The 25,795-nt window shown below is 71.8% G+C and carries 24 protein-coding genes and 1 tRNA gene; 13 read left to right on the forward strand and 12 right to left on the reverse strand.

The window, feature by feature from the left end; all coding sequences use genetic code 11:
* The first annotated feature begins 61 nt into the window (after window positions 1-61).
* Complete coding sequence (locus JOD65_RS02210; RefSeq protein ID WP_191193954.1) at window positions 62-1,006, forward strand: 1,4-dihydroxy-2-naphthoyl-CoA synthase; 945 nt, start codon at window positions 62-64, stop codon at window positions 1,004-1,006.
* Between the two features lie 77 nt (window positions 1,007-1,083).
* Here the strand turns inward: JOD65_RS02210 and JOD65_RS02215 are convergent, their stop codons facing one another.
* From JOD65_RS02215 to JOD65_RS02225, 3 genes are read right to left on the reverse strand one after another with little or no spacing between them, the layout of a single operon-like run.
* Window positions 1,084-2,124 (reverse strand): glutathione synthetase, encoded by a 1,041-nt coding sequence (locus JOD65_RS02215; protein ID WP_191193953.1) that lies wholly within the window; start codon window positions 2,122-2,124, stop codon window positions 1,084-1,086.
* The gene (locus JOD65_RS02220; protein ID WP_191193952.1) at window positions 2,121-3,308 is read right to left on the reverse strand and encodes a peptidase MATCAP family protein; all 1,188 of its coding nucleotides are present in this window, start codon (window positions 3,306-3,308) and stop codon (window positions 2,121-2,123) included. The genes JOD65_RS02215 and JOD65_RS02220 overlap by 4 nt, the downstream gene beginning before the upstream one ends.
* Entirely contained in the window at window positions 3,305-4,108 is an 804-nt protein-coding gene (locus JOD65_RS02225) for an N-formylglutamate amidohydrolase (protein WP_204810909.1), read from the reverse strand. Before JOD65_RS02225 ends, JOD65_RS02220 begins: the two co-directional genes overlap by 4 nt.
* A gap of 91 nt (window positions 4,109-4,199) precedes the next feature.
* Here JOD65_RS02225 and JOD65_RS02230 point away from each other — a divergent pair, with 91 nt between their 5' ends.
* Both JOD65_RS02230 and JOD65_RS02235 read left to right on the forward strand, forming a co-directional pair.
* Window positions 4,200-4,877: an NAD-dependent deacylase gene (locus tag JOD65_RS02230; protein ID WP_191193951.1), complete on the forward strand. Its 678-nt coding sequence runs from the start codon at window positions 4,200-4,202 to the stop codon at window positions 4,875-4,877.
* 86 nt (window positions 4,878-4,963) lie between these two features.
* Window positions 4,964-5,665 (forward strand): hypothetical protein, encoded by a 702-nt coding sequence (locus tag JOD65_RS02235; RefSeq protein WP_191193950.1) that lies wholly within the window; start codon window positions 4,964-4,966, stop codon window positions 5,663-5,665.
* Between the two features lie 5 nt (window positions 5,666-5,670).
* On the opposite strand, the gene JOD65_RS23890 is transcribed toward JOD65_RS02235, so the two are convergent.
* A complete protein-coding gene (locus tag JOD65_RS23890) occupies window positions 5,671-7,491 on the reverse strand; it encodes a sensor histidine kinase (RefSeq protein WP_191193949.1) in 1,821 nt (606 codons plus the stop codon).
* Between the two features lie 98 nt (window positions 7,492-7,589).
* The gene (locus JOD65_RS02245) at window positions 7,590-9,359 is read right to left on the reverse strand and encodes a sensor histidine kinase (protein WP_191193948.1); all 1,770 of its coding nucleotides are present in this window, start codon (window positions 9,357-9,359) and stop codon (window positions 7,590-7,592) included.
* 118 nt (window positions 9,360-9,477) lie between these two features.
* Here JOD65_RS02245 and JOD65_RS02250 point away from each other — a divergent pair, with 118 nt between their 5' ends.
* The 3 genes from JOD65_RS02250 to JOD65_RS02260 all read left to right on the forward strand — a co-directional run bounded on the left by JOD65_RS02250 (window position 9,478) and on the right by JOD65_RS02260 (window position 12,172).
* Window positions 9,478-10,623 (forward strand): acyl-CoA dehydrogenase family protein, encoded by a 1,146-nt coding sequence (locus JOD65_RS02250; RefSeq protein WP_191193947.1) that lies wholly within the window; start codon window positions 9,478-9,480, stop codon window positions 10,621-10,623.
* Between the two features lie 91 nt (window positions 10,624-10,714).
* Entirely contained in the window at window positions 10,715-11,290 is a 576-nt protein-coding gene (gene thpR / locus JOD65_RS02255) for an RNA 2',3'-cyclic phosphodiesterase (protein ID WP_307820882.1), read from the forward strand.
* A gap of 147 nt (window positions 11,291-11,437) precedes the next feature.
* Entirely contained in the window at window positions 11,438-12,172 is a 735-nt protein-coding gene (locus JOD65_RS02260; RefSeq protein ID WP_191193946.1) for a VIT1/CCC1 transporter family protein, read from the forward strand.
* Between the two features lie 36 nt (window positions 12,173-12,208).
* On the opposite strand, the gene pntB is transcribed toward JOD65_RS02260, so the two are convergent.
* The 3 genes from pntB to upp form a co-directional block, all read right to left on the reverse strand.
* Window positions 12,209-13,699 (reverse strand): Re/Si-specific NAD(P)(+) transhydrogenase subunit beta, encoded by a 1,491-nt coding sequence (gene pntB / locus JOD65_RS02265; protein ID WP_372440093.1) that lies wholly within the window; start codon window positions 13,697-13,699, stop codon window positions 12,209-12,211.
* The gene (locus tag JOD65_RS02270) at window positions 13,650-15,200 is read right to left on the reverse strand and encodes a Re/Si-specific NAD(P)(+) transhydrogenase subunit alpha (protein WP_191193944.1); all 1,551 of its coding nucleotides are present in this window, start codon (window positions 15,198-15,200) and stop codon (window positions 13,650-13,652) included. Before JOD65_RS02270 ends, pntB begins: the two co-directional genes overlap by 50 nt.
* A gap of 246 nt (window positions 15,201-15,446) precedes the next feature.
* Entirely contained in the window at window positions 15,447-16,088 is a 642-nt protein-coding gene (upp, locus tag JOD65_RS02275) for a uracil phosphoribosyltransferase (RefSeq protein WP_191193943.1), read from the reverse strand.
* A 111-nt stretch (window positions 16,089-16,199) separates the two neighbouring features.
* Here upp and JOD65_RS02280 point away from each other — a divergent pair, with 111 nt between their 5' ends.
* Genes JOD65_RS02280 through JOD65_RS02290 form a run of 3 tightly spaced genes read left to right on the forward strand, consistent with a single transcriptional unit; the run spans window position 16,200 to window position 17,619 of the window.
* Window positions 16,200-16,685: a tRNA adenosine deaminase-associated protein gene (locus tag JOD65_RS02280; protein ID WP_191193942.1), complete on the forward strand. Its 486-nt coding sequence runs from the start codon at window positions 16,200-16,202 to the stop codon at window positions 16,683-16,685.
* A gap of 26 nt (window positions 16,686-16,711) precedes the next feature.
* Window positions 16,712-17,158, forward strand: a complete 447-nt coding sequence (tadA, locus tag JOD65_RS02285) for a tRNA adenosine(34) deaminase TadA (RefSeq protein ID WP_191195394.1) — start codon at window positions 16,712-16,714, stop codon at window positions 17,156-17,158.
* Window positions 17,155-17,619, forward strand: a complete 465-nt coding sequence (locus JOD65_RS02290) for a GNAT family N-acetyltransferase (RefSeq protein WP_204810911.1) — start codon at window positions 17,155-17,157, stop codon at window positions 17,617-17,619. The genes tadA and JOD65_RS02290 overlap by 4 nt, the downstream gene beginning before the upstream one ends.
* A 4-nt stretch (window positions 17,620-17,623) precedes the next feature.
* Here the strand turns inward: JOD65_RS02290 and JOD65_RS02295 are convergent, their stop codons facing one another.
* Genes JOD65_RS02295 through JOD65_RS02305 form a run of 3 tightly spaced genes read right to left on the reverse strand, consistent with a single transcriptional unit; the run spans window position 17,624 to window position 22,388 of the window.
* On the reverse strand, window positions 17,624-19,021 hold the full coding sequence (locus JOD65_RS02295) for a wax ester/triacylglycerol synthase domain-containing protein (RefSeq protein ID WP_191193941.1): 1,398 nt from the start codon (window positions 19,019-19,021) through the stop codon (window positions 17,624-17,626).
* Entirely contained in the window at window positions 19,018-20,451 is a 1,434-nt protein-coding gene (locus tag JOD65_RS02300) for an HAD-IB family hydrolase (protein ID WP_191193940.1), read from the reverse strand. The genes JOD65_RS02295 and JOD65_RS02300 overlap by 4 nt, the downstream gene beginning before the upstream one ends.
* Window positions 20,448-22,388 (reverse strand): lysophospholipid acyltransferase, encoded by a 1,941-nt coding sequence (locus JOD65_RS02305; protein WP_191193939.1) that lies wholly within the window; start codon window positions 22,386-22,388, stop codon window positions 20,448-20,450. The genes JOD65_RS02300 and JOD65_RS02305 overlap by 4 nt, the downstream gene beginning before the upstream one ends.
* 169 nt (window positions 22,389-22,557) lie before the next feature.
* Between JOD65_RS02305 and JOD65_RS02310 the strand changes: the two genes are divergently transcribed.
* Window positions 22,558-22,647, forward strand: a tRNA-Ser gene (locus JOD65_RS02310).
* Between the two features lie 119 nt (window positions 22,648-22,766).
* On the opposite strand, the gene JOD65_RS02315 is transcribed toward JOD65_RS02310, so the two are convergent.
* Window positions 22,767-23,093, reverse strand: a complete 327-nt coding sequence (locus JOD65_RS02315) for a PepSY domain-containing protein (RefSeq protein WP_191193938.1) — start codon at window positions 23,091-23,093, stop codon at window positions 22,767-22,769.
* 125 nt (window positions 23,094-23,218) lie between these two features.
* On the opposite strand from JOD65_RS02315, the gene JOD65_RS02320 reads away from it, so the two are divergent.
* The 3 genes from JOD65_RS02320 to JOD65_RS02330 all read left to right on the forward strand — a co-directional run bounded on the left by JOD65_RS02320 (window position 23,219) and on the right by JOD65_RS02330 (window position 25,780).
* Window positions 23,219-23,893 carry a response regulator transcription factor gene (locus JOD65_RS02320; RefSeq protein WP_191193937.1) on the forward strand — a complete coding sequence of 225 codons (675 nt, stop codon included), beginning with the start codon at window positions 23,219-23,221 and terminating at the stop codon, window positions 23,891-23,893.
* Window positions 23,890-25,245 (forward strand): ATP-binding protein, encoded by a 1,356-nt coding sequence (locus JOD65_RS02325; RefSeq protein WP_191193936.1) that lies wholly within the window; start codon window positions 23,890-23,892, stop codon window positions 25,243-25,245. Before JOD65_RS02320 ends, JOD65_RS02325 begins: the two co-directional genes overlap by 4 nt.
* Before the next feature lie 67 nt (window positions 25,246-25,312).
* On the forward strand, window positions 25,313-25,780 hold the full coding sequence (locus JOD65_RS02330; RefSeq protein WP_191193935.1) for an aminoacyl-tRNA deacylase: 468 nt from the start codon (window positions 25,313-25,315) through the stop codon (window positions 25,778-25,780).
* Window positions 25,781-25,795 lie beyond the last annotated feature (15 nt).

The raw sequence follows: 25,795 nt of genomic DNA on the forward strand, positions 1-25,795 counted from the left end.
GCCTGCCACAACACCACGGCCGGCAGTCCTCTTCCACACCCGCACGGATAGCCTCCGGACCATGAGTGCGATCGAGGGCGTCAGCGAGATCTTCGACCCCGAGGCCTGGGACGTGGTGCCCGGCTTCGACGACCTCTCCGACCTGACCTACCACCGCGCCCGCGAGCACGGAACGGTCCGGATCGCCTTCGACCGGCCCGATGTGCTCAACGCGTTCCGCCCCCACACGGTCGACGAGCTGCTGCGCACGCTCGAGCACGCGCGTACGGCGGCCGACGTCGGCTGCGTGATCCTCACCGGCAACGGCCCGAGCGCCAAGAACGGCAAGTGGGCCTTCTGCACGGGCGGCGACCAGCGGATCCGCGGCAGGGCCGGCTACCAGTACGAGGACACGTCGGCCGGCGCCGCCGACACCGGGGCCGAGGAGCCGAGCCCCATCGACAAGGCGAGGCTCGCCCGCCTCCACATCCTCGAGTGCCAGCGGCTGATCCGCTTCATGCCCAAGATCGTCATCTGCGTCGTCCCCGGCTGGGCGGCCGGCGGCGGGCACAGCCTGCACGTCATCGCGGACCTCACCCTCGCCAGCCGCGAGCACGCCCGCTTCAAGCAGACCGACGCCGACGTCGGCTCCTTCGACGGCGGCTACGGCTCGGCGTACCTCGCCCGCCAGGTCGGGCAGAAGTTCGCCCGCGAGATCTTCTTCCTCGCCGACGAGTACGACGCCGAGGAGATGCACCGGATGGGCGCGGTCAACCGCGTCGTCGAGCACGCCGACCTCGAGAAGGTCGCCCTCGACTGGGGCCGGAAGATCAACGGCAAGTCGCCGACCGCCCAGCGGATGCTGAAGTACTCCTTCAACCTGCTCGACGACGGCCTGGTCGGCCAACAGCTCTTCGCCGGCGAGACCACCCGCCTGGCCTACATGACCGACGAGGCGCAGGAGGGGCGCGACCAGTTCCTCGAGAAGCGCGAGCCCGACTGGTCGCCCTACCCCTGGTACTACTGAGCCGACACCTGAGGACGCGGCGTACGGGATCCGGCTCCGGATCCGTCCACCACGTCCTCAGGCACGTGCTGGAGGGGTCAGCTGGTCGCGAGGGTGTGGTTGTCGATCTCCGGGTAGTGCCTGCGGATGTTCACCTTGCGCTCGAGCTCGGCGATGATCGCGGGCGCGAAGTTGACCTCGTAGAGGCTGTGGGCGCTGCCGAGGCCGCCGGGGCTGAAGACGTTGATCTCCATCAGCTTGTCGCCGACGATGTCGAGGCCCACGAGGAACATCCCGTCGGCGACCAGCTTGGGCCGGACGACCTCGACCATCTGCAGCATCTCGTCGGTGATCTTGACCTTCTCGGCCTTGCCCCCGGCGGACATGTTGCTGCGGATGTCCTTCGTGGACGGCGTACGCCGGAAGGCGGCGTACTCGCCGTCGACGACCAGCGGCTGGCCGTTCATCACGAACATCCGGACGTCGCCCTTGGCCGCCTCGGGGAGGTACTCCTGCGCCACCACGTAGCCGTCGCGCGAGATCGCCTCGATGATCTGCTTGAGGTTCGGCGCCTCCTTGCGGTCGACCAGGAAGACGCCCGCGCCGCCCGAGCCCTGGAGCGGCTTGAGGACCGCCTTGCCGCCGAGGTCCTTGATGAACTCCTCGATGCTGTCCTCGTCGCGCGAGATGAGCGTGCGCGGGCGGACGATCTCGGGGAAGTGCTGGAAGTAGGCCTTCGACAGCGCGTTGGCGAGGCTGGTCGGGTCGTTGACCACCAGCACACCGCTGGAGGCGATCAGCTGGCCGAAGGCGACGCCGGCGTTGTTGCGCCACGGGTCGGTCTCGGCGTCGTCGGCGGGGTCGTTGCGCAGCATCACCACGTCGAACTCGTCCAGGCCGATGGCCTGCTCGACGTCGGGCTTCTGGACGTCGGCCATGTGCCGCTCGAGGGAGCGGTAGGTCTTGGCGTGGCCGGCGCGGGCCTTGGTGCTCAACGAGCCGTCGGGCTCGTAGGCGAAGTCGCCGATGCCCATGTACCAGGCCTCGTGCCCCATCTCCTTCGCGGCCAGGGCGAGGCGGTTGGTGGTGTACTCCGCCTTCTCCGTCTCGATGTCGTTGACGACGAATCCGATCTTCATGCGTGTCCCTCCAAGAGTGTGCTGAGGTCTTCGGTGCCGGCCGCGCGGGCGAGGTTGTCGTGCGCGGACGGGTCGTGCAGGTATCGGGGCAGGACGCGGGGCGGTCGCAGCAGGCCTCGGGACTCGAGGTCACCGATGAGCGGCAGGTCGCGCAGGGAGAACTTGCCGAGCCACAGCTGGTCGAGCGGGCCGCCCGCGCCGAGGTGCTCGAGCAGCTCGACGAGCCCGCGCAGGTAGATCGCGTCCTTGGTCATCCCGCCGGACCGGTAGACCCGCATCACGGTGGTCCACGCGCTGCCGCTCGGGAAGTCGTCGGCGACCAGCGCCTCGTGGGCCTCGGCGAACGTCGCCCCCGCGACGAGGCGGTGGACGGTGACGACCCGGCTGGCGAGCTGGCGGAGGCGGAAGGCGGTCAGCCCGCCGCACGCGATCTCGGCGAGGACGGCAAGGCCCTCCTGCGTCTCGTCGTAGCCCGCGAGCCCGACGCCGAGGACCTTGATCGGCTGGTGGCTGCCGTTGGCCTGGGTGACGAGGTGCGTGCCCACCTCGTGGTGGAGCAGCGCCTGGGCGCGCGCCTGCTGGACCTTGGTCTCGGGGCCGATCAGCAGCACGTCGCCCGAGACCATGACGCCGTTGACGTCCGGGCGGATCTCAGCGTGCATGTCGAGGTCGGGGTCCTCGTCGTGGTAGCGCGCGATCTCGGCCTCGGCCAGCTCGAGGAACGCCTCGGCGTCGAGCGGCTCGTCGGTCGGCTCGGTGCGGGTGATGCCGGACAGCAGCGCCTCGGCCTGCTTGCGCAGCGCCGGCGACACCCCGCCGTACAGCTCCACGCTCAGCGGCAGGAAGTCCTCGGTGCCACGCGCCTCCAGCATGTCGAGCTGGAGCTCCATCTCGCGGTGCTTGGCGCGCAGCAGCTGCCCGAGGACGGGGTCCTCGACGGTCGTGAGGTCGATGTCGTCGAGCTCGGCGCGTACGACGGCGGGGTCCGTCTCGAGCGCGCGGTAGGTGAACGGCGGATCGGGCTCGCGACCCTCCAGGAAGTCGTCGCGCAGGTCGTCGGCGTCGACCGGCGTGATGTCGAGCAGGAAGCGGAAGCTCTGGGCGAGCAGGGACAGACGGTGGTCCACGGCCAGGTCGGTGGCGCTGAGCTCCACACCCGGCTCCACTGGGCCGCCGTCGGTCACCGCAGCTTCTCGAGCTCGATGTGCAGGCCGGGCAGTGCCGCGGCGAGGCCCTGCTGCGCGGAGCGGAGGCGGTCGTTGTGCAGCTTGCCGGTCCACTCGTCCATGAAGGTCTTCTTGAACTCGAGAGCCAGCACGCAGCCCACCCGCGGGTAGCGGTCGTGGACCCACCAGGCGAGGTTGCGGCCCTCGAAGGCGACGTTCTCCCGCGCGTCGATCGGGCCGCAGCCCAGCGAGGCGTCGCGCAGGTCACCCATGAACCGCTCCACGAGCGGGCCGAAGACGTCGTCCTCCACGGTGCCGGTGCCGACGTTGACCTCGGGGTTCTCCGAGGCCGGGGCCGGCGGCTCGTCGGCGCCGTCGCGCCGGTGGTTGTAGGAGTGCACGTCGAGCAGCACGAAGGGGCCGCGCTCGGCCAAGGCGTCGAGCCGCGGTGCGAGGGCGTCGTAGAAGGCGTCGTACGTCGCCAGGCTGCCCTCGAAGAGCTCGTCGGACAGCTCGCCGTCGCGCCACACCTCGAGCCCCCAGCAGTCGTCGGGCTTGCGGTAGACCGCCTCGCGGCGGGGCCGGTTGAGGTCGGCCTCGAAGCGGGAGCGCGACGTGATGACGTGGTCGGGGACCACAGCAGCGAGCCGGTCGGTGAACGGGTCCTCCTCGCGGAAGCGTTCCGCCCGGTCGAGCACCATCGCCTCGGCGATCTCGGGCCGCAGGTCGTGCCCCGCGTGCACTGAGGTCGCCACGACGGGCCCGTCCCATTCACCGACGAACGCAACAGCGTCCGACGTCCCTCCCACGTCAGTCATGGCGGCCTGTCTACCCGAGTGGGCACGCCACCTCCACCTGACGCGCACCCCTATGGGTGGTCGGCTGGCCGGACTGGGGTAGGACTGGAGCATGCGGATCGTCGTCCTGACCGGTGCCGGGATCTCCGCCGAGAGCGGCCTCACCACGTTCCGCGACTCCGGCGGCCTCTGGGAGGGCCACGACCCGATGCAGGTCGCCACCCCGGAGGCGTACGCCGACGACCCGGGCCTCGTCCAGCGGTTCTACGACGCCCGGCGGGCGGCGCTGTCGCGGGTCGAGCCCAACGCTGCGCACCACGCGCTCGTACGCCTCGAGGACGCCCTCGGCGACGACCTGCTCGTCGTGACCCAGAACGTCGACGACCTGCACGAGCGTGCCGGCTCCCGACGGGTGCACCACATCCACGGACGGCTGCAATCGGCCTGGTGCACGCGCTGCGGCGAGCGCCACGAGTGGTACGGCGCACTGGCGGACGGACCCGCCTGCCCCTCGTGCGGCGTGGCCGACCTGCGCCCCGACATCGTGTGGTTCGGCGAGATCCCCTACGGCATGGACCTCGTCGAGCAGGCGCTGGAGGAGTGCGACCTCTTCGTCTCGATCGGCACGTCGGGAGTCGTCTACCCGGCCGCGGCGTTCGTGCACTGGGCGCGCGGCGCCACCCTCGAGCTCAACCTCGAGCCCAGCGCCGGCGCCACCGACTTCGCCGAGTCCCGGCAGGGTCCGGCCACCCGCCTCGTGCCCGCCTGGGTCGACGAGCTGCTCGCCTGACTTCCCCGTTCGCCTGCGCCCCGCCGCGGGCCGTGGTGTGATCGTCCGGCTCAGGACGAGGGGACACCATGCGAACGATCCGGGGCGTGGCAACGGCCGTCACGCTGGCCGTAGCCGTCAGCGGCTGCAGCGTGTACGACGACCTCACCACCAGCGACTTCGCCAAGCAGGACGGCGAGGCGATCGTCGCTGCCGCCGGCGAGGCGATGCAGGACGTGACGAGCCTGCGCCTGACCGGTCAGGTCAGGGAGGCGGGCGAGCAGTACTTCGTCGACCTCAGCGTGGACCGGGACGACCGGTGCACCGGGACCCTCCGGATCGGCGGCAGCCACCTCGACGTCCGCCGGCTCGGCGACCGGGCATGGGTCAAGGGCGAGGCCGGCGCGTTCAACCGCCTCGGCGGCGGTTCGATCCCCCGGAGCGCGCTCCAGCGCCTGAGCACCTCGTGGCTCCCGCTCGAGGGCAAGGCGGCCGCGTCGCTCTGCGACTTCGACAAGCTGCTGAAGACCTTCGAGGTCGTCGACTTCGACGAGAAGGGCGGCGACCGGGAGGACATCCCGGCCACCGTGGGCGAGGAGAGCAGCGTCGACGGGCAGACGGTGGTCCAGCTCAGTGCCTCACCCGGCGGTGCGCACGACGAGATGGTCTGGGTTCGGAGCGAGGCGCCCCACCACGTCGTGAGGATCGAGTCCACGGCCACCCAGGACGGCGGCACCATCGCCTTCTCCGAGTTCGACGAGGACGTCGAGGTGGAGGCGCCGGCCCCGAAGGACGTCCTGCGCCCCTGACGCCGTCAGGAACCTGAGCCGGCTCGAGGCACGAGCGGCCGGAAGTTCAGGCGGACGCGGGTGCCGCGACCGAGCGTCGACTCGACCTCGATGCCGCCGCCGTGGCGCTGCATGATCTCCCGCACGATGCCGAGGCCGAGACCCGTGCCGGGCCGCATCAGCGCCGCCTCGTTGGTCGAGCGGAACAGCGGGGCGAAGAGGTTGGCCTGGTCGGCCTCGGAGATGCCGAGTCCCTCGTCGTTGCAGACGAAGGACAGCCCGCCGTCCGGCCGGTGCTCGACGCCGATCCACACCTCGTGGCCGGCGTCGGAGTACTTCACCGCGTTGTCGACGAGGTTGGACACCGCGCTGGCGATCTCGCGCGGGTCGCCCAGGACGACAGCCTCGCCGAGGTCGCCGACGAGGTGGAGCGTGATTCCGGAGCGCTCGGCGACGGCGGTCATCGCCGCGAGCGTCTCCTCGACGACCGGGACCAGGTCGACCTGCTGCATGGCAGGCGGCTGCTGCGGGTCGCTGACCTGCGACAGCATCGACAGCCCCTGGAGCAGGTCGCCCAGCCGCTCGCTGGCCCGCAGGATGGCCTGGGCACGCCGCTGGTCGCGCTCGTCGATGGTCTCGCTCGACGCGAGGAACTCGGCGTTGGCGGCGATGACCGTCATCGGGTTGTTGATCTCGTGGGTCAGCTCGCGGAGGAACCAGTGCCGCGCCACCTCGAGCTCGCGCAGCTCCTCGAGCAGGCGGCGCTCGCGCTGGGTGGCCTGCGCGTTGGCGATGGCGCGTCCGAGGTCGTGTCCGAGCTCCAGCGCGGCGACGCCCTCGCCGTCGGTCCAGCGGCGCGAGCCCGTGCGCCGCGCGCACATCAGCATGCCGAGCACCGTGTCGTCTACGCCGACGGGAGCGACGACGACCGCCTCGAATCCGGCCTTGTCGAGCGCGGTGGTGAACCAGTCGGCGTACGCCGCGAGCTCGGGGTCGCCCCAGACGTGCCCGGGCTCGATGATGAGCACCCGCTGGTGGGTCCACGCACGCGCCGCTGCCCCGTCGAGCGCTCGCCGCACCTCGGGCGCCATCTTGAGCCCCAGGCTGTCGGGGCTGCCGGTGTCCTCGTCGATGAAGACCCGGATCTCCAGCTCGTCGACGTACAGCGCCCCGAGCAGGGTCGATCGGGCCTCACGCAGCAGGTGGTTGACGTCGTGGCGGGCGGGGTTGGACCGCGCGAGTCGGCGGGTGGCCCGGATGACCCGCATGTGGTCGGCGTACTCCTCGCGCTCGACCACCGTGAGGATCGAGCGCAGGATCGTGGCGAGCTCGTCGCTGACGTCGAGGAGTCGCGCGCCGTCGGGTCGTGCGAGGTCGTGCGGCACGTCGAGGTAGAGCAGCGCGCGCAGGTCGCCGCGCTCGTCGTCGATCCGGGCGACGAGCATGTCCATGGGGTGCCAGTCGCCCTGCTCGCCGTCGGTCGGGAGGTCGGGGACGACGATCACGCCGTCGATGCGCTCGCGGATCTCCTCGGAGAGGTTCTCGAACGGGATCCAGAGGAAGTGGCCGTGCTCCTCGCCCTGGGCGAAGACGAGCTGCATGTCGGACAGGCGCGACGCCGTGCCTAGGCGCTCCTCGGCGCTGGCCGGGTCGCCGTGGATCGCGACGAACTCGAGCAGGCCCTTGGGCCGCACCACCTCGATCGCACACACGCGGAAGCCCGTGCGGGCGGCGGCGTCGCCGGCCAGGGCGTGCATGAGCGCGCGCGCCCGCGCGTCACCCCAGCTGAGGTCGCGCGTCCTGCGCTCCCCTGTCCGCACCTGCTCCATGGCGTCTCGCCCTCCCACCGCCACGTGGATCGTAGGCGGGCGAAGGTGGACACCGGACCGTTTTCCGCAGGTTGCGGCCTGCACTGTGGACGAGCCGTTGCCGGGTGGACGACGCGTCAGCGCGCCGCGCGCGGGCGGCCGACCGGCAACCACACGGTGAACGTCGTCCCCTCGCCGAGCACCGACTCAACCTCGACCGTCCCGTCGTGGCCGGTCACGACACGCTCGATGATCGCGAGTCCGAGGCCGGTGCCCGGGCGCTTGCGCGCCTCGGGGCTGCTCGAACGGAAGAAGGGAGCGAACACCTTGTCGACCTCGGCGGCGGAGATGCCGATGCCGGTGTCGGTGCAGGTGATCAGCACCCCCGCGACCCCGTCCACCGCGCGGCGCGAGACGTCCATCGCGACCCGCCCACCCTCGGGGGTGTACTTGACCCCGTTGGACAGGAGGTTGGAGACCATCCGCTGCAGCCCCGCCGACTCGCCGGTCACCACGAGGTCGTCCGCGACGACCGTCCGCATCGCCACGCCGGCCCTCGCCGCCATGGGGGCGAGGAAGTCGCTCGTCTCCCGCACCAGGTCGGACAGGTCGACCTCGCCCATCGGGGCGCCCCGGTCGGGATCGCTGACCGAGGCGAGGGTCATCAGGTCCGCCACCATGTCCTCGATGCGCCGCGCCGCCCGGTCGAGCGCCTCGAGCGAGTGGCTCGACTCCTCGGAGTGCGTCTCGAGGCCCAGCAGCTCGAGGTGGGAGAACAGCACGCTGACGGGGTTGCGCAGCTCGTGGGCGAGGGTCAGGACCATGTCGCGGCGGTAGTCGTTGACGTCGCGGAGCTCCACGTTGAGCGCGCGCTGACGCTCCATCAGCCGCCCCTCCAGCAGCAGCCGGGCCAGGTCGGAGGCGACGGTCGTGGCGGCGTTGATCTCGGAGGCGTTCCAGCTCGGTGCGTCGGGCGCCCGACCCATCGACAGCGTGCCGAGGTACTCCTCGCCGGCGCCGATCGGCACCAGCAGGCCCGACCCGAGGGCGTACGTGTCGAGCAGGCGCGTGAGCGAGGGTGGGGTCTCGATCGACTCCTCCTTCATGCTCCACGTGTGCTGTCGCTCGACGACCACGTGGCCGCGCCGCGCCCACTGCCCGCGCATCAGCTCCGTCACGTGGAGCCGGTCCGCTTCGATGCCGGGCACGTCGGAGCCCGCCACGATCACGTCGACGGTCGCGACGTCCATCGCCTCGACCATGGCTCGTGACAGCTCCCTCGACAGGTCCTGCACGCCCAGCCCCGGTCGTACGCTCTCGATCGCGCGCCGCGCCTGGGTGACCATCCGCACCTGCTCGCCGTAGAGCTCGCGCTCGACGATGCTGATGACCGCCTCGAACAACACCCCGGCCTCGGCGTTGATCGCCGCCGCGCCCTCCGGAGTGGGACGCAGCCCGGACCACGGCTCGTCGAGGTAGAGCAGCCCGCGCAGCTCGCCGTCCTCGTTCTCCAGCAGGCGCACCATCTGGTCGTCGGGGTCCCAGCCGTTGGGGAGGCCCGAGGCCGGCACGTCCGGCTTGTGGCCGTACTCGTCGAGCCAGGCGCGCGTCTCGTCGTCGAGCCGCTCGCTCGGGATGTGCCTCCAGCCGGCCAGCTCCACACCGAGCTCGCGGATGTGGTCGAGGGCGAGCGGCGAGGCCTGGCCGAGCATCTTGTCGCGGGCGGCGTCGTCACCGGCGATCGCCACGAACTCCAGGTAGCCGTCGGAGCGCAGCGCCTCGATCGCCACCACCTTGTGGTGGGTGCGCTTGGCGAGGTCCTCGGCGATGGCGTGCAGCACCGCGCGCTGGGCCTCGTTCCCCCATGCGCGTCCCCGCGGGCGTACCCACAGCCCGTCGTCGTCCATCACCGTTCCCACCGCCCGTCCCGAGCCCGACGACCGCGACGTTACGCTGAATCCGGTCGTCCCGGACCCTCTTCCGGGTGATGGGCACGGCTTGGTGACTCGCGGGTAACATAGCGGCATGAAGCGTGAGATCTACGACGAGGACCACGAGGCCTTCCGCGCCTCGGTCAAGCAGTTCCTGGACCGCGAGGTCACCCCCCAGCTCGAGACGTACGCCGGCAACCACGGGCTCGACCGCGACTTCTGGCTCGCCGCCGGCAAGCAGGGCTTCCTCGGCCTCGAGATCCCGGAGGAGCACGGCGGCTCCGAGGCCGGCGACTACCGGTTCAACGCCGTCCTCACCGAGGAGCTCGCCAAGGTCAACATGACCCTCCCGAGCTGTGTCGGCATCCACGCCGACATCACGGTCCCCTACCTCGTCCACCTCACCAACGACGAGCAGCGGGCACGCTGGCTGCCGCGGGCCGCGACCGGCGAGCTCGTCACGGCCATCGGCATGACCGAGCCCGGCGGCGGCTCCGACCTCGCCAGCCTCCGGACCACCGCCGTCCGTGACGGGGACGACTGGGTGATCAACGGGTCCAAGACCTTCATCACCAACGGCGGCTCGGCCGACCTCGTGCTCGTCGCGGCCCGCACCAGCCCGGAGAAGAAGGCCAAGGGCATCTCGCTCTTCGCCGTCGACACCACGCTGGACGGCTTCAGCGTCGGCCGCGTGCTCGACAAGGTCGGCCAGGACGACTCCGACACCGCCGAGCTGTCCTTCGAGGACGTGCGCGTCAGCAACGACGACCTCGTCGGCCCGCTGGACACCGGCTTCATCTCGATGATGCAGTTCCTCCCGCAGGAGCGCCTCGGCTCGGCGATCACCAACCTCGCCCACGCCAAGCAGATCCTCGAGGAGACGATCCAGTACGCCAAGGACCGGCAGGCGTTCGGCCAGGCCATCGGCTCGTTCCAGAACACCCAGTTCCTGCTCGCCGACCTCGTGACCCGCGTCGACGTCACCCAGGCGTTCGTCGACCAGTGCGTCGTCGCGCACACCAAGAAGGAGCTGACACCCGTCGACGCCGCCAAGGCCAAGTGGTGGACCTCGCAGGTGCAGAACGACGTGCTCGACCACTGCGTGCAGGTGCACGGTGGCTACGGCTACATGAACGAGTACCGCGTGGCCCGCGCCTGGCGCGACGCCCGCGTGACCAAGATCTGGGCGGGCTCCAACGAGATCATGAAGATGCTGATCGGCCGCGACCTCGGGCTGTGAGACGAGCGGTGCCGTCCGAGGCACGAGGACGCCGCGTGGGCTCGGCCAGGTCGAGTGGGCCCGCGACTGAGGCACGTAGTCGCGTCGGGCCGTGTCGAGACAAGCCATGACGCGGATGTTCGTGGCGGTCGTGCCGCCCGAGGAGGTCGTGGAGGACCTCGAGGCGTTCCTGTCGGCGCGGCGCGAGGCGGCGTCGTTCCGCTGGTCCGCCACGGAGCAGTGGCACGTGACGCTGGCCTTCGCCGGGTCGGTGCCGGAGCGGGCGCTCGACGGGCTCGACGAGCTGCTGGCACTGGCGGCGGAACGGCGCACGTCGTTCGGGATGCGCGTCACCGGCGGCGGCGCCTTCCCGCACCCCGACGCGGCGCGCGTCCTGTGGTCCGGTCTGGAGGTCGACGACGAGGCGGGCCTCGACGGGCTCGCCGCGTCGTGCCGGGCCGCGATGTCCCGTGCGGGCGCCCGCGTCGACGGCCAGCGGTTCCACCCGCACCTGACCCTCGGCCGGCTCGGTCGGCCGGCCAACGTCACGTCGTGGGTGCGGCTGCTCGACGCCTACGAAGGCCCCCGCTGGCAGGTCGACGAGGTCGCGCTCGTGGCGTCGTACCTCGGTGAGGGCGCCCGCCGCCGACCGCGGCACGAGGTCGTCCGGACGTACGCGCTCGGCTGACGTCGTACGCCACGCAGCCAAGCCTCACCTTCGTTGCGCGGTGCACCACTGCGAGCGACGATCAAGGCGTGAGTGAGCGACGCGAGCGAGCCATTCGACACAGTGCCCGGGTGCCTCATGCGTGCACGGAGCGAAGCGAGTACGTGCATGAGTTTTGAGATCGGAACCGACGAGGATCCCCGGCACTTCCACGAGGAGCTGGGTGACAACGTCGGCACGCGGCTCAACTGGCTGCGGGCCGCGGTGCTCGGCGCCAACGACGGCATAGTCTCCACCGCCGGCGTCGTGATGGGTGTGGCCGGTGCCACCGACGACAGCGGCGCGATCGTGATCGCCGGCATCGCGGCCCTGACCGCCGGCGCCCTCAGCATGGGAGCCGGCGAGTACGTCTCGGTCAGCACCCAGCGCGACTCCGAGAGGTCGATCCTCGGCCTCGAGGCCGCGGAGCTGCGGCAGATGCCGAAGACCGAGGAGCGCGAGCTCGCCGCGATGTACGTCGAGAAGGGCCTGTCGCCGGAGACGGCCGAGAAGGTCGCCCGCGAGCTGACCGAGCACGACGCACTCCGCGCGCACGCCGACATCGAGTTCGGCATCGACCCCGACAACCTGACCAACCCGTGGCACGCCGCCTGGGCGTCCATGCTCGCCTTCACGGTCGGGGCGCTGCTGCCGCTGCTGATCGTGGCGTTCGTCCCCGACAGCGTCCGGGTGCTGGTGACCGTCCTCAGCGTCGTCGCGGCGCTGGCTCTCACCGGGTTCGTCAGCGCGCGCATCGGCTACAGCCCGCGCCTGCCTGCTGTCCTTCGCAACGTGTCCGGCGGTCTGCTCGCCATGGGGGTCACCTACCTCATCGGCACGCTCGCCGGCACCACGCTCGGCTGACCGGTCCGTCGCCGGTCGAGGGGTCGCCGGGGATGATCAACCAAGCGCGGCGACGATCTCGTTGACCTTGTCCTTGGCGTCGCCGAAGAGCATCTGGGTGTTGTCCTTGAAGAACAGCGGGTTCTGCACGCCGGCGTAGCCCGTGGCCATCGACCGCTTGAAGACGATGACCTCGCGGGCGTTCCAGACCTCGAGCACGGGCATCCCGGCGATCGGCGAGCCGGGCTCCTCGAGCGCGGCCGGGTTGACCGTGTCGTTGGCCCCGATCACGAGGACGACGTCGGTGTCCGGGAAGTCGTCGTTGACCTCGTCCATCTCCAGCACGATGTCGTACGGCACCCTGGCCTCGGCGAGCAGCACGTTCATGTGGCCGGGCAGCCGGCCAGCGACGGGGTGGATGCCGAAGCGGACGTCGACGCCCTTGTCGCGCAGCTTCTTCGTCATCTCCGCCACAGGGTACTGCGCCTGCGCCACGGCCATCCCGTAGCCGGGGGTGATCACGACCGAGGACGCGTGGGCGAGCAGGTCGGCCACGTCGTCGGCCTGGATCTCCCGGTGCTCGCCGTAGTCGCGGGCCTCTCCGGAGACGGCGCCGTCGGAGCCGAAGCCGCCGGCGATGACGCTCACGAACGAGCGGTTCATCGCCTTGCACATGATGTAGCTGAGGATCGCACCCGACGAGCCGACGAGCGCGCCGGTGATGATCAGCAGGTCGTTGCCCAGCATGAAGCCCGCGGCGGCCGCCGCCCAGCCGGAGTAGCTGTTGAGCATCGACACGACGACGGGCATGTCGCCGCCGCCGATGGCGGCGACGAGGTGGAAGCCGAGTACGAGCGCGAGGACGGTCATGACCGCCAGTGGCGCCATGCCGACCCAGCCGTCGGTGAGCATGAACCACACCAACAGCACGGCCGACACCACGAGGATGCCCAGGTTGAGCAGGTGGCGCCCGGGCAGCGCGATGGGCGCGGACCTCATCCGCGCGCTCAGCTTGAGGTTGGCGACGATCGAGCCGGTGAAGGTCACCGCGCCGATGAAGACGCCGATGAACACCTCGGCGTTGTGGACCGCGTCGGACTCCAGGCCCACGTTGCTGTGGGCGGAGGCGACCTCGATGAACGTGTTGTAGCCGACGAGCACGGCGGCGAGGCCGACGAAGCTGTGCATCATCGCGATCAGCTCGGGCATGCCGGTCATCTCGACGCCCCGAGCCAGCCGGATGCCGATCACGGCGCCCACCGTGCCGGCGACCAGGATGATGACGAGCCCGACCACGATCGGGGTCTTGTCGACGATGAGGTCGTCGGTGAGGTAGTCGAGGACGAGCAGCAGCGTCGCGACCACGGCGAGCGCCATGCCGGCCATGCCGAACGCATTGCCGCGGCGGGCCGTCTCGTGCTTGCTCAGGCCGGCGAGCGCGAGGATGAACAGGAGCGCCGCGAGGATGTAGGCGCCCGTGACGAACGAGACCACTGGCTCAGCCCTTCTGGAACATGTTGAGCATCCGCCGGGTGACGAGGAAGCCACCGAAGACGTTGATGCTGGCGAGCAGGATGGCCACCCCGGCGATCACCTGGACCGCGAGGTTGTCGATCGGTGCCTGCAGGATCGCGCCGACCACGATGATCCCGCTGATCGCGTTGGTGACGCTCATGAGCGGCGTGTGCAGCGCGTGGTGCACGTTGCCGATGACGTAGAAGCCGATCACCACCGCGAGCACGAACACGGTGAGGCTGGGCAGGAAGCTGGGCGGCGCGAGGGTCGCGAGCGCGAGGAAGACCACGGCGCCCAGCCCGGCGGCGTACAGCCTGCGGCGCGGGTCGGGCGGCGCGTGCGGCACCTCCGCCGCGGGCATCACCTGGGTCGACTCTGCGGGCGCGGCCGAGACCTGGACGGGCGGCGGCGGCCACATCACCTCAGCAGTCGCGCCACCCCCTTCCACACTGCGCGTGACCGTGATGCCGCGCTGGACGACGTCGTCCATGTCGAGGGTGAGGACGCCGTCCTTCCCGGGGGTGAGCAGCTTGAGGAGGTTGACGACGTTGGTGCCGTAGAGCTGGCTGGTCTGCGCGGCCAGCCGGCCGGCGAGGTCGGTGTAGCCGAGCACGGTCACGCCGTTGGCGGTGACGACGCGCTCGTCCTTGACGGTGGCGGCGACGTTGCCGCCGTTGGCGGCGGCCATGTCGACCACGACCGAGCCGGGACGCATCGCCGCGACCGTCTCCGCGGTGACGAGCAGCGGGGCGGGGCGGCCGGGGATCAGCGCGGTGGTGATGACGATGTCGGCGGCGCGCGCCTCCTCGTCGTACATCGCGGCGGTGGCGGCCTCCTGCTCGGCGGTCATCTCCTTGGCGTAGCCGTCGGAGGAGACCTCCTGCTCCATGTCGACGGTGACGAACTCCGCGCCCATCGACTCGACCTGCTCGGCGACCTCTGGGCGTACGTCGAAGGCCCGCACGATCGCGCCCAGCGATCCGGCCGCACCGATGGCGGCCAGCCCGGCGACGCCGGCCCCCACGACGAAGACGCGGGCCGGGGGCACCTTGCCCGCAGCGGTGACCTGGCCGGTGAAGAGACGACCGAACTCGTGGGCCGACTCGATCACCGCGCGGTAGCCGGCGACGTTGGCCATCGACGACAGCACGTCCATCGACTGGGCGCGCGAGATGCGCGGCACGGCGTCCATCGCCAGCGCGGTCACGCCGGCGGTGCTGAGCCGCTCAACCAGCTCCGGGCTGCGGGCGGGCGCCATCAGGCTGATGACCGTCGCGCCCGGGCGTAGCCGGCCGACCTCGTCGTCCGTCGGGGCGTTGACCTTGACCACGACGTCGCTCGACCACACCTCGTCGGCCGGTACGACGCGCACGCCGGCGTCGGTGAAGGCGACGTCGGGCTGGTCGGCCGCTGCGCCCGCGCCCTGCTCGACCACGACGTCGTACCCGAGCGCGGCGAGCTGGGACGCGGTCTTCGCCGTCGCGGCGACCAGCGTCTCGCCGGGCCTGGACTCACGGGGGATGCCGATGCGCACTGCTGCCTCCTGGGAGGACGCTCGATGTCTGGGGCTGACCTGCGGGGGTGTGGCCGGGCACAACGTACCGAACAGGTGACCCGCGTCACCGCTGTCTCAGGCGACGCGCGTCACACCCGGGCAGGTCGAGACGGCGCGTCCTGCCAGCCCAGAGAGGTCGAGCCGGCCCGTCCTGCCCGTCCTCGAATCAGGATGCGCCGACTCGACACCGATCCGGCGTCAGGATGCGCCGACTCGACGCGAGCGTCAGTGCGCGACGCCGTACAGCCTGTCGCCGGCGTCGCCGAGGCCGGGGACGATGTAGCCCTTGTCGTTGAGCTTCTCGTCGAGCGCCGCGGTCACGACGGTGACCGGCACCTCGAGCCCGTCGAGGGCCTTCTCGAGGTTGTCGACGCCCTCGGGCGCGGCCAGCAGGCAGATCGCGGTGATGTCGTCGGCGCCCCGGTCGGTGAGGAAGCGGATGGCCGCGGCGAGCGTGCCGCCCGTCGCGAGCATCGGGTCGAGCACGTAGCACTGGCGGCCCGAGAGGTCCTCGGGGAGGCGCTCGGCGTAGGTCGAGGCCTCGAGGGTCTCCTCGTTGCGGACCATGCCGAGGAAGCCCACCTCGGCCGTCGGCAGCAGCCGCATCATGCCGTCGAGCATGCCGAGCCCGGCGCGCAGGATCGGGACCACCATCGGCTTCGGCTGGGCGAGGTAGACCCCGGTCGTCGGGCCGACGGGCGTGGTGATCGGCCGAGGGTCGACGCGTACCTCGCGGGTCGCCTCGTAGGCCAGCAGGGTCACCAGCTCGTCGGTCAGCCGACGGAACGTCGGCGAGTCGGTGTCCTCGTCACGCAGGACGGTGAGCTTGTGGGAGACGAGCGGGTGGTTCACCACGTGCAGGCGCATGGGGGTCACCCTAGTGGGGAAGCAGCTCACCGATCGAGACGCCGGAGAGGGTTGGCGGTCCCCCTCCTTTCTGCGACATTGGACGAGGGACTGGACGAGGGAGGTGTGGGGATGTCCGAGCAGTCTGGCGAGGTCGACTTCGCGCTGGCTGCGTTCCGCGAGGACGGGGCGTGGCAGGTGCAGGAGATCGCCTCACCCGCCTTCGACTCCGTCGACTCCCTCAGCCACGCGCTCCGCCAGGTCGCGCGAGACGAAGGCGCGGTGGGCATGGTCGCCGTCGACGAGGACTTCTTCGTGCTCGTCCGCGTGACGGGTGCGAGCACGCGCGCGCTGCTCTCCGACGTCACCGCCGCCGACGAGTGGGAGATCGCCCAGTCGGTGATCGACTTCCTCGGCCTGCCGCCGCCGGAGGACGACGACGTCGAGGTGCCGGCCGGCGACCTCGGCCTGCTCGACGACCTCGGCCTCCACGCCATCGACCTCGGCGCGCTCCTCGACGACGTCGAGCTCTACCCTGACGAGATGCTCTCCGAGATCGCCCGCCGCCTCGGCTTCGGCGAGCTCTTCGACGACGCGGTCGGCCTCACCTCCGCATGACGCAGACCGGCCCCTGGGACGACGCGATGCGCCTGGCCCTGACCGAGGCGCAGGCTGCGCAGGCAGCCGACGACGTACCTGTCGGTGCCGTCGTCCTCGACGCCTCGGGCGCGGTCGTCGGCACGGGCCACAACACCCGCGAGTCCCACCACGACCCCACCGGCCACGCGGAGGTCGTCGCCCTCCGTGCCGCCGCGGCCGCCCGCGGCGAGTGGCGGCTCTCCGGCTGCACGCTCGTCGTCACGCTCGAGCCGTGCACGATGTGCGCCGGCGCCGTCGTGCTCGCCCGGGTCGACCGCCTCGTCTTCGGGGCGTACGACGACAAGCTGGGCGCGGTGGGCTCGCTGTGGGACGTCGTGCGCGACCGTCGGCTCAACCACCGTCCCGAGGTGGTCGCCGGGGTGCTGGCCGACGAGTCCACCGCCCTCCTCGACGGCTTCTTCGCCCGGCACCGCTCGGCGGGCCTCCGGTGAGCACCGTCCGCCGCGCCACGACCGAGGACGCGGCCGTCCTGGGCCGGTTGCTGTGGGACTTCAACACCGAGTTCGAGACCGAGACCGACGACGCCGACGTGCTGGCCGGTCGGTTCGCGCGGATCCTCGCGCTGCCCGAGATCGTGGCCGTCCTCGCCGAGGAAGACGGCGAGGCGGTGGGGTTCGCCCTGGTGAGCCTGCGGCCGGCCATCTGGTTCGACGGCCCCGTCTCCCAGCTCGAGGAGCTCTACGTCGTGCCCGCCCTCCGCTCCGGCGGCATCGGCACGCAGGTCCTCGCCCTGTGCCGCCGGCTCGTCCAGGACCTGGGGTCGCCCGAGATGCACATCAACGTCGACGAGGTCGACGTCGACACCCGCCGCTTCTACGAGCGGCACGGCTTCGTCAACATCGAGGACGGGGTCGACTACCGGATGCTCTGCTACATCGGCCCGACGAACTGACGCGTCACCCGGCGAAGGCGGCGACTTCCTCCGCGAGGCACTCGGCGAGCCCGGCCAGGTCGGCGACCGCGCTCGCGTCGACGTTGACGCCGATGCAGGCGGTGTCGCCGCAGGTCACCAGGCAGACGGTGAGCGCGGCGCCGGGCAGCGGCCCGAGGACGTACATCCCCTGCACCTCGGCGCCGGCCATGTAGCGCCGGCGCGGCGGCCCGGGCAGCGTGAGGACGAAGGCGTCGGGCGCCTCGGCGGTGCGTAGCGCGGAGGCCCCCACGAAGGACGGCATCCGGTTCAGCAGGGGCGCGGCGGCGTCGAGCACCTCGAGGGCACGCTCGGTGTGCAGCGACAGCACCTCGCCCCGCACGGCGGCGACCCGGTCCACGGGGTCCTCGATGGCGAGGGGACCGGAGATCAGCGCGCCGGCGAAGCGGTTGCCGAGGTCGTCGGCGCGGTCGAGCGAGACGCGGACCCCGACGGGGATCTCGGCGACCGTGCTGTCGCGGCGGGCGTGGTAGCGCCGCAGCCCGCCGAGGACCAGCGCCACGGCTGCGTCGTCGAGGGTGCCGCCTCCGAGCCTGGCGACCGAGCGGAGCGACTCGAGGGGTGCGTCGAGGGTGAGGAACGACCACATGCGCCCGGTGCGGGGCGTCAGCTCGGGCGAGGGCGGTGCGGCCTGGGTGAGCAGCCGCCGCACGGACGCGCCGTAGCGCAGGGCCGAGCCCACCACGACCTGCGGCCTCGTCGCGGCGAGCCCGACGCGGCGGGCGGTCGCCCGCGCGGTCCCGGGCAGCGACGCGACGCCGGTGCGGAACCCGGTGACGGCGAGGTCGACCGGGTCGGGCTCCACCGGCGCCACGACCTCGTCGCCCAGCGGCTTGCGCGGCGTGTGGGCGCGCTGCCCCGACTGGAGCATCGACAGCAGCTGGACCGTGCCCAAGGGGTCGGCGAGCGCGTGGTGGATCTTGAGGACGTACGCCGCCCCGCCCGGCATCCCCTCGAAGAGCACGCCCTCCCAGAGCGGGCGGGTGCGGTCGAAGGGTCGCAGCGCGATCTGGGCGGCGTGCACGAGCATCTCCTCGCGGCTCGCGACGTGCTCGCGGCGCAGGTGGTAGGCGAGGTCGAAGGTCGGGTCGTCGGCCCACGTCGGTGCGGCGGTCGGCACGACCGGCTCGACGACGCGCTGTCGCAGGCGGCGTACGAGCCGGGTGCCCCACTCGGTGGCGGCGACGAAACGGTCCCAGTCGGGCGCCCGGTCCAGGTCGATCACGACGGTCGAGGTCGAGGACTGCACCGGGTGGCGCTCCGCACGCCACAGCAGCGTCTGCATCGACGTCAGCTCGGGCGCGGCAGCCCACCCCGCCGCGCCGGACCAGCGCTCGACGTCCTCGTCGCTGACGTCGCTCATAGGGGCCACCTCGCGAGGGTCTCCTCGAACTTCGTGCGCAGCGCCGCGATGCGCTCGCTCATGTCGTCCACGCTCCAGTCGGTCTCGGGCTCCAGCACGCACACGTCCACGACGCCGGGGTTGAGCACCAGCGAGCTGCGCCGCATCAGCTCGCCGGTGTTGCGCAGCACGACCGGCACGACGGGTACGCCGGCCTGCGCCGCGAGGTGGAAGGCGCCCTTGCGGAACGGGCCGAGCACCGGCGTCGCCGAGCGGGTGCCCTCCGGGAAGATCATCAGCGACGTGCCGGAGCGGATCCGCTCGACGACGCCGTCGAGCGTCGCGCGGGCGGACTCCGAGTCGGAGCGGTCGATGTACGCGGGGTCGATGACGACCGAGCCGACCACCGCCCGCGGGTCCCAGCGGGCCTCCTTCTTGGCGACGATCGTGAAGTCCCGCTCGAGCAGCCGGCCGAGGACCGGGATGTCGAGCGAGCTCTGGTGGTTGGCGACGAAGATCGCGGGGCGGTGGGTCCAGAGCCGCTCCTGGTGGAGCACGTTCATCGACACGCCCGCCAGCGCCATCGGCAGGTGGGTGGCGAGGCGGATCGCGGCGTTTCGGCCCTCGTGCATGTCGCCACGCGCGAGCCCGTAGGCCAGGCCGAGGCCGACACCCGCGTTCATGCCGGCGAGCGCCACCGCCGTACGACCTGCTGCGAGCAGCGAGCCGCCGACGGGGTCGCTGAGGTCGAGCGCGGGCCAGCCGAGGCGCGCGGCCGCGGCGCGCAGGTCGCGGTGCGGGTTGAGCGCAGTGGGGTGGCCGACGGAGGACAGGAAGGCGACGTCCTCGTAGCCGTTGCCGTAGCCGTAGGACTGGGCGAGGTCCACCGCGTGCTCGCGGGCGAAGGCCCGGACGCCGCTGGCCTTGTGGCGCCCCCACAGCATGGGGCCGTCGGTGGCGCCGGTGAACTGGCCGTCCTCGACGACCAGCTGGGTGCACACGAGGTGCTCGACGCCGAGGTCGCGGGCGACGGGGGCGATCTGGTACTTCGTGGCCGCCGACGCGACGGCGACGGTGTGGCCGGCCCGCTGGTGCGCCAGCACGAGCGCGCGGGACTCGCGTCGGATGGTGCCGGCGATCTTGGATCGGAAGAGCCGCTCTCCGAGGTCGGCGAAGGCCTCCTCCGACTCCCCGCGCATGGCCGAGAAGGCGACGTGGGCGATGCGGGTCGGGTCGCCGCCGAGCTCGCCGTCCACGGCGGTGACGACGGTGCGCAGGAACTCCGCCGGCGAGACGTCGCGCCCCTTGAGCCGGTCGCCGTAGAAGGTGGCGGCGGTGTAGCCGGCGACGAGCGTGCCGTCGAGGTCGAAGAACGCCCCGACCGACGGCCCCTGGGGTCCTGCCTCGATGGCCGCGATGGCGTCGCTGACCGCGGTGGACAACCCGCTCACGTGCGCTCCTGCCGCGGATCGGGCACCGGGCGGCGCTGGGGCTCGGGATGACCCACGGGGGTCGTCTCACCGGCGATCTCGCCGATGATGTTGACCCGGCGCACGGAGTCGCGCAGCTCGACGGCGAACGCCTCGCGCGCCGACCCGACGCCCTCGCCGCCCTCGAGGAGGCCCTTGTGGCGGGCGAGCGCCAGGGCGGTGCGGAACAGCTCGAGCGAGATGGACTCCTCGCTGGCCACCCGCCGCTGCAGGGCCCACTGCTGGCCGACGGCCAGGGAGTCGGCGAGCAGGTCGGCCTCGTCGACCGGGCCGTCCCCGCGGTCGGCGAGCCGGTCCGCGACGACGAGGTAGGCGTCGAGGAAGGGCCGCAGCACCAGGTGGGCGAGGTGGGGGCGGGCACCGACGAGCAGCTCGCGCGCCTTGGCCGGCGTCATCTCGGTGACCCCCTCGCCGACCAGCAGCCTCAGCTCGGTGCGGAGGTCGTCCTCGAAGCCGGCGCGGGAGGGGAAGAAGAACTCGAACTTCAACAGGTCGCGCATCCGCTTCGCCTCCTCCCAGCCCACCTGCAGCTCGCCGCCGGGCGGCAGCTCCGCACCTGGCTCGAGCTCGCTGACGGTGAGCAGCGCGAGCTCGCCGATGGCTCGCTCGACGAGGATGTGGATGACGGTGTTGCGGTAGAACGCGGCGACCAGGTGCTGGTCGTCGCCGATCTTCCAGACCGGCTCGGTGCCCCGGTCGTACGCCGTCAGCACGCCGCTGCGGGTCAGGTCGGCGAGCGCCCGACGGATGGTCGAGCGGTCGCGGAGGTCGGCGGCACCCGCGACGGGCCACTGGCGCGCGTCGACGTAGGCGGCGAGCGGCTCGACGGTGTCGAGGACCTCGTCGACCGTCAGCGCGCGGTCGGCACCGAGGAGGGCGAGCGAGATGATCGCGGTGGTGGTGACCGGGGTGGCCCGGTTGAGCCGGTGGGAGATGTCGAGGGCGACCCGCTCGACGGCCTGGTGGCCGGTGACGCCCTCGGCGGCCAGCTCCGCCATCCGCTCCCGCAGCGAGAACGGCTCGCCGACGGTCAGGTAGGCCCGGCCGAGCCGGTTGCGCTGCAGCCGCGCGAAGCGCACCAGCCAGCGCCAGTCCTCCGGCGTCTTGTTGGCCCCGCGCGCCTCCTCGGTCATCAGCGACACCTCGTGCAGCTGGTCGTAGACAACCGACAGCGGCACCACCTGCACGTCGGGGGCGTCCTGGCCGAAGGGGTCGCCGTCACCGTCGCCCTGCACCGTGTCGGTGAGGTACTTCAGGATCCCGTGGACCGGCGGGCGCAGCTTGCCCGTGCGGGTGCGGCCGCCCTCGATCGACCAGGCCAGGTTGCGCTTGTTGGTGACCATCTGCCGGATGTAGGACCGCAGCGCGAGGCGGTAGACCGGGATCTCCTGGGTCGCCCGCCGGATGAAGATCAGGCCGGTGCGACTGGCCACGGTGCCGATCACCGGCAGGTTCAGGTTGGCGCCGCCGAAGGTGTAGGTCGGCGAGAAGCGTCGCGACGACAGGGCGTTGGGGATGACCATGCCGTCGAGGTAGGACCGGTGGCTGAACGCCAGCGCCAGGCTGTGCGAGCGGTCGAGGCGCCGCAGCTCCTGCATGTCGTCCTCGTCCACCAGGACGTCGTACGCCCTCAGGAACCAGTCGCCGAGACGCGCCCACCCCTGGGCGGTCCGGTCGTCGTGGGCGGCGGCCATCTCGTGGAGGTAGCCCTTGACCTCCGACCAGACCTCCTCCTCGTCGCGTCCCTGCTCCTCGGCCGCGGCGGCGACGGCGCGCTGGAAGCGCTTGTCGTGGAGCAGCTCGGTGACCTCCTGCGGCGGCGCGGCGGGGAGGCGCTCCCCCACGCTCCGGGGCAGGGCGGCACGGGCGAGGTCCCGGACACGACGGACGGCGGTCACGGTCCCTCCTTCCCGCCCCGGCTCGGCGCGAGCACGGGCGTGCGCCGAAGTTACCGTCGTACGCCGCCGCTGGCCATGGCTGCTCGACGACTGGTCCAGTGACGGGTGGACGACTGGTGCACCGTCGCCGGTTTCCGACTGACGCGTGCCCTCTAGTAACGTTCGGCGCGGTGGCGTGTCCGAGCGGCCGAAGGTGCATCACTCGAAATGATGTGTGGGGTCAAACCCACCGTGGGTTCAAATCCCACCGCCACCGCCAGCCGGGTCCTGACGAGCGCAGGGCCCAGGAGTGACCGAATCCCGCCCAGGAGAGATCCCGGGCGGGATTTCGGCATTCGCGAGGCAGTCGCTGCGAGTCTGGACGACGGAGGCGCGATCTCACTCGGAGCCGGACTCCTCCGAGTCGTCCTCGATCACGACGACCCCGTAGTTCTCGTCGAGGCGTACGTCGACGGTCGTGCCGTCGGGCCTGGTCACCTCGACCTCATAGGTGGCGCCGTCCTCGTCGTCCGTCTCGACGCTGTTGGCCGTGCCCCCGCCCGTGGCCTCGAGGGCGGCCTTCGTGGCGGCATCGGCCTGCTCCTGGGTGTACTGCCGGCTGATGGGGCCGTCGTCACCACCGTTGCCGGCCACTGCCACGCCGCCGACGACGGCGGCTCCCGCTGTTCCCAGCGCCATGCCCGCTGCCCAGGTCCGCTTGCGCATCTCGACTCCTCCATCGTTCGTCGTTCCGTGCTCCCACTGTGCGCCCTCACTGCTGAAGCGGCGCTGAACGGGTTCTTCAGCCCGCCTTCAGCCGGCGTACAGGTGGCGTGTGGGACTCTCGCACGGTGCGCGTGCTGGTCGTCGAGGACGACAAACAGCTGGCCGCAGCCCTCCGTCGGGGGCTGGAGGCGGAGGGGTATGCGGTCGACACCGCTCTCGACGGGCGGGAGGGTGCCTGGCTCGCCGGCGAGAACGCCTACGACGCGCTCGTGCTCGACGTCATGGTGCCGCACGTGTCGGGTGACGAGATCTGTGCGCGTCGACGCGAGCAGGGCGACTGGACCCCGATCCTGATGCTCACCGCGCGCGCCGGACCGGAGCAGGAGGTGCGGGCGCTGGACGCCGGGGCGGACGACTTCCTCGCGAAGCCGTTCTCGCTGTCGGTCCTCCTCGCGCGGCTCCGGGCGCTCGTGCGCCGGGGCAGCAGCGAGCGCCCGACGGTGCTGACAGTCGGCGACCTCGAGCTCGACCCGGCCGGACACCGGGTCTCGCGGGCCGGGACCGCCATCGACCTCACCCCACGCCAGTTCTCCATGCTCGAGTTCCTGATGCGGCGATCCGACGAGGTCGTGTCCAAGGCCACGATCCTCGACCACGTGTGGGACTTCGCCTTCGAGGGAGACCCCAACATCGTCGAGGTCTACGCGCGTCAGCTGCGCCAGCGCATCGACCACCCCTTCGGCAGGGCCAGCCTGCAGACGGTGCGGCTCGTGGGCTACCGGGTGGTCGACGACCGATGAGCAGGCTCGACGCGCTCTCCCTGCGAAGCCGTACGACGTTCACGGCGGTCGCACTGGTCGCGGTGGTGCTGGGCGCGGGAGCCTGGGTGCTCCTGACGACGCTCGACCGGCAGCTGGTCGCCGCCACCGACCTGACCTCCCGGGCCACGGCGCGCGACCTGGTCGAGATGGTCCGGACGGACCGCCTTCCGGACGTCCTGACCCAGGTGGGCGACGACGGGGTCGCCCAGGTGTTCGCCGCGGACGGCACGGTGCTCGCGGCCTCCGCCAACATCACCGGTCGCGGCCCCATCACGGGGCCGGCGGAGTCGCCCGAGGCGCGACTGCGCACGTTCGACGGCCCGGACGACCAGGAGACCGAGACCTACCGGGCGTGGACCGTGGCGGGCGCCTCCCCTCGTGGCCAGGTCACCGTCGTCGTGGGGAACAGCCTCGAGGCCGTGCACGAGGCTTCCAGACGGCTTCGCGCGCTCCTGCTGATCGGCGTACCCCTGGCCGTGCTCGTGCTCGGCGGTGTGGTGTGGGTGCTGGTCGGGCGCGCGCTGGGCCGGCTCGACCGGATCCGCTCCGACGTGGACGCCATCGACCCCCGCCAGCTCGACCGGAGGGTGGTCGCGACCGGGCCGCGCGACGAGGTCGGCCGGCTCGCGGCCACCATGAACCGCATGCTGGCCCGGGTCGAGGCAGCGGTGACCAGGCAACGCCAGCTCGTCGCCGACGTCTCCCACGACCTGCAGAGCCCCTTGGCGACCCAGCGGCTCTCCCTCGAGGTCGCCCTGCGTGACCCGGGCGCCGTCGATGCCGACGAGCTCCGGTCCGGGGTCCTCGGCCCGGCGCAGGCGATGGAACGGCTCGTCGACGACCTCCTCGTCCTCGCGGCAGCCGACGAGCACGCACTTGCCACCGTGACCAGCGTCGACCTCGACGCCCTCGTCCTCGAGGAGGCGGAGCGCGCCCGCAGCAACAGCCACGTGCGCATCGACACCGCCCGCGTCTCGGCGGGCCCCGTCCGCGCCAACCCCTCGGAGATCAGGCGCGCGGTGCGCAACCTCGTCGACAACGCGGTCGCCTACGCCGCCTCCACCGTCGAGCTCGCCGTGACGACCATCGGGGAGGAGGTGGTGCTCGACGTGCTGGACGACGGCCCCGGGGTCCCTCCCGACGAGCGGGAACGCATCTTCGACCGGTTCCACCGGGGAGACCCGTCACGCCAGGGCGGCGTGTCGGGCAGCGGACTCGGCCTGTCCATCGCCCGCACCGCCACGGAGCGCGCGGGCGGGCGGCTCGACCTCGTCGACGGACCGGCCGGCGCGCACTTCCGGATGGTGCTCCCGGTCCTGCCGGTCGGGTAGCGCAGCACGCGCCGCTCCGGCCCGATCGTCGCCCCGGGGGCCGCGCGCTTCGTCGTACGCTCGTCGCGTGGACGACGACCACCCCGCGATCCGGGCCCTGGCCGCGTCGGGCATCGCGCACGAGGTCACCCGGCACGGCCGGGTGGGCTCGCTCGCCGAGGCAGCCGCTGCGCGCGGGGTCGAGCCGTCGGCGATCGTGAAGACGATGGTCGTGCGCCGAGGGGAGGGCGACCACCTGTTCGTCCTGGTGCCGGGCGACCGCGAGATCTCGTGGCCCAAGCTCCGCGCACTCCTCGGCATCAACCGCATGTCGATGCCGGCTGCCGACGCCGCGCGCGAGGTGACCGGCTACGAGCGCGGCACCATCACGCCGTTCGGGTCGCGGACCGCGCTGCCCGTCGTCGCCGACGAGCGCCTCGTGGGCCGGACCGTCTCTCTCGGCGCGGGCGCCCACGGAGTCGCCGCGACGCTCGCCGCGGACGACGTCATCACCCATCTGGACGCACAGGTCGCGGACGTCACCGACCCCGCCTGAAATCCCTAGGAACGA

The sequence above is a fragment of the Nocardioides cavernae genome (assembly GCF_016907475.1).
Lineage (GTDB): Bacteria > Actinomycetota > Actinomycetes > Propionibacteriales > Nocardioidaceae > Nocardioides > Nocardioides cavernae.